This window comes from Falsiroseomonas sp. RANM36 (assembly GCF_056682175.1).
Window position 1 is genome coordinate 202,576 of record NZ_JBWXTD010000003.1, and the last position, 2,649, is coordinate 205,224.

Here is a 2,649-nt window from a genome sequence, read left to right on the forward strand (position 1 = left end):
GCCGGCGGGGCAAGCCCCGGGGGGGCCCCCGGGGCCCGCCCGGGGCGCGGCGGCGCGGGCGTCGCCGCGCACGCCGCGGACGAAGCCCTCCTGGCCCGGCTGCAGCGGCGGCGGGCCGCCCAGCATGGCGCCGACGGAATCCAGCGTGCTGCAGCCCGGCAGGGCCATCAGGGCCAGCAGCCCCGCCATCCTGGACAGGCGCGGCAGCGACGTCATGCGCTGCCGCCGGGCCCGAAGCTGGCCATCCCCCACCGCGCTGCTCTCCATCCCGCTCGCCCTGCTCCGGTGCGGGGCCTTAGACGGCTTCACCAGCCCCGGCAACCGCATGATCCGACAGGGCGCCCGGGCGGGGAAGCCGGCCTGCTGGCGGACGCCGCACACATGCGGGATGATGCGGCCATCGCCGGGCCGCGGCGCCGGGCGTCACGGGCGGCTGACGAGGAACCGATGCGACAGACCTTCTCCCGATGGCGGCGCCTGATGCCGATGCTGCTCGCCCTGACCCTCCTCGCCGTGCCGGTCGCGGCGCAGGCGCAGGGCAGCCTGTTCACCCCCGCGCAGCGCGCGGAGATCGCGGAGATCCTGCGCGAGGCGCTGCGCCGGGATCCCTCGATCCTGCGCGAGGCGCTGATGGGGCTCGAGGAGGCCGAGCAGCGCGAGCGCACGGAAGCCCGGCGCGCCGCGATCACGCAGAACGCCGAAGCGCTGTTCCGCGACGCCGCCGACCCGGTGCGCGGCAATCCCCGCGGCGACGTCACCATCGTGGAGTTCTTCGATGCGCGCTGCGGCTATTGCAAGCAGCTGCATCCCGCGCTGGAGGCGCTGCTGCGGCGCGACCCGAATGTGCGCGTCGTGATGAAGGACCTGCCGATCCTCGGCCCGAACAGCGTCCTGTCGGCCCGCGCCCTGCTCGCGGCGCAGCGCCAGGGCCGCTATCCGCAATTGCAGGACGCGCTGCTGTCGCTGCGCACGGAGCCGACCGAGCCGGTGCTGCGCCAGCAGGCCGAGCGCGTGGGCCTGGACTGGACCCGGCTGCGCCGCGACATGGACGACCCGGCGATCGGCCGCCGGATCGAGGCGAATATCCGCCTCGCCCAGTCGGTGGGCATCCAGGGCACGCCGGCGCTGGTGGTGGCGGCATCCGCCGATGCGCGCGGCGCGGCGGCGACGCTGGTGCCCGGCGCCGTGGACCTCGCCGCGCTGGAGCGCCTGGTCGGCGAAGCCCGCGCGACGCGATAGGGGGCGCGGGGTGGGCGGTTGGAGACCCTGACGCCGGCGTATAGAATACCCGCAGTCGGGAGCACGGATCATGGGGGCGAAGGTCGACGCCGCCACTAGGCGGAGCGGGGCTGGGGGATGCCGCGCGGAGAGGCGGCCCGGCAACGCGGTGCGCGGCCGGGCCGACGTTGCGCATGGACCCTTTGGACACCACCGCCCTGCCGACCCTGGATGTGCAGGTCCCGGTTCCGGACCTGGCGCATTTTCGTGCCGGCAACACCGGGATCGAGGGCGTGTGGACCTTCACGGCGGGCGCACCCGGCCCCCACCTGATGATGACCGCGCTCGTGCATGGCAACGAGGTGGCCGGCGCGCTGCTGCTGGCGCGCTGGCTGCGCGAAGGCATCCGCCCGCGGCGCGGTGCGCTGACGCTCTGTTTCGCCAACCTCGCCGCCTTCGACCGCTTCGATCCGGCGGACCCGACCGCCAGCCGGTTCCTGGACGAGGATCTCAACCGCGTCTGGGCGTCCGAGCTGCTGGCCGGCGGGCGGCGCTCGGCGGAGCTCGACCGCGCGCGGGCGCTGCTGCCGGCGCTGCGGCGCGCCGACGTGCTGCTCGACATGCATTCCATGCTCTGGCCGCCCGACCCGCTCATCATCGCGGGCACGGGCGGGCCGGCGCGCGCCCTGGCACGGCCGCGCGGCACGCCGCCGCTCGTCGTCGCCGACGAGGGCCACGCGGCCGGGCTGCGCATGATCGACCACGCGCATTTCGCCGCCGGCGCGCGCGCCCTGCTGCTCGAGGCCGGGCCGCATTGGCGGCCGGAGACGCTCGACCAGATGGAGCGCACGGCGGCGGCGCTGCTGCGCCGGCTCGGCATGGCCGAGGACGGCGCGCCCCTGGCGCCGGAGGAGGCGCGGCCGCCTGCCCGGCGGGCGCGGGTGACGCGCACCGTCCCGGCGCAGCGCGCCGACTTCGCCTTCCTGCGCGACTTCCGCGGCGGCGACGTGATCCCGCGGCGCAACACGCTGATCGCCCTGGATGGCGAGGCCGAGCTGCGCACCCCGCATGACGATTGCCTGCTGGTGATGCCGAGCCCGCGCGTGATGCGCGGCCATACCGCGGTGCGGCTGGCGCGCTTCGAGGCGTAGCGTCGGCGCGAAGGACCAAGTGCCGCCGCCGCAGGCGGCGCGCGCGGCTGGATGCAGCCCCATCGGCGCAACAGGTCTGAGGCGCGCAGCCCGGCGCGCGGAGCGGCGTCGGCGTCCGAGGCGCCCTTACACCGGCGGCTCGCCGGGCACCGGCTTGCCGCCGATCGCGCGGAGCAGCACGGTGATGTCGTGCGCGGCGGGCGCCCCCGCCCCCCCGGGGGCCCCCCGCGCCCCCCCCCCCCCCCCCCCCCCCCCCCCGCCGGGCGGAGGGAAACGGCCC

3 protein-coding genes are annotated in these 2,649 nt (G+C 76.7%); 2 read left to right on the forward strand and 1 reads right to left on the reverse strand.

What is annotated here, in order from left to right; translation table 11 throughout:
* The coding region (locus AC1MIR_RS05785; RefSeq protein ID WP_480027235.1) for a hypothetical protein at positions 1-216 on the reverse strand (216 nt) is incomplete at its 3' end.
* Positions 217-447: 231 nt separating this feature from the next.
* Here AC1MIR_RS05785 and AC1MIR_RS05790 point away from each other — a divergent pair.
* Together AC1MIR_RS05790 and AC1MIR_RS05795 are read left to right on the forward strand one after the other, a co-directional pair.
* Positions 448-1,239, forward strand: a complete 792-nt coding sequence (locus AC1MIR_RS05790; RefSeq protein ID WP_480027236.1) for a DsbA family protein — start codon at positions 448-450, stop codon at positions 1,237-1,239.
* A 173-nt stretch (positions 1,240-1,412) separates the two neighbouring features.
* Complete coding sequence (locus AC1MIR_RS05795) at positions 1,413-2,369, forward strand: M14 family metallopeptidase (RefSeq protein WP_480027237.1); 957 nt, start codon at positions 1,413-1,415, stop codon at positions 2,367-2,369.
* The last annotated feature ends 280 nt before the right edge of the window (positions 2,370-2,649 follow it).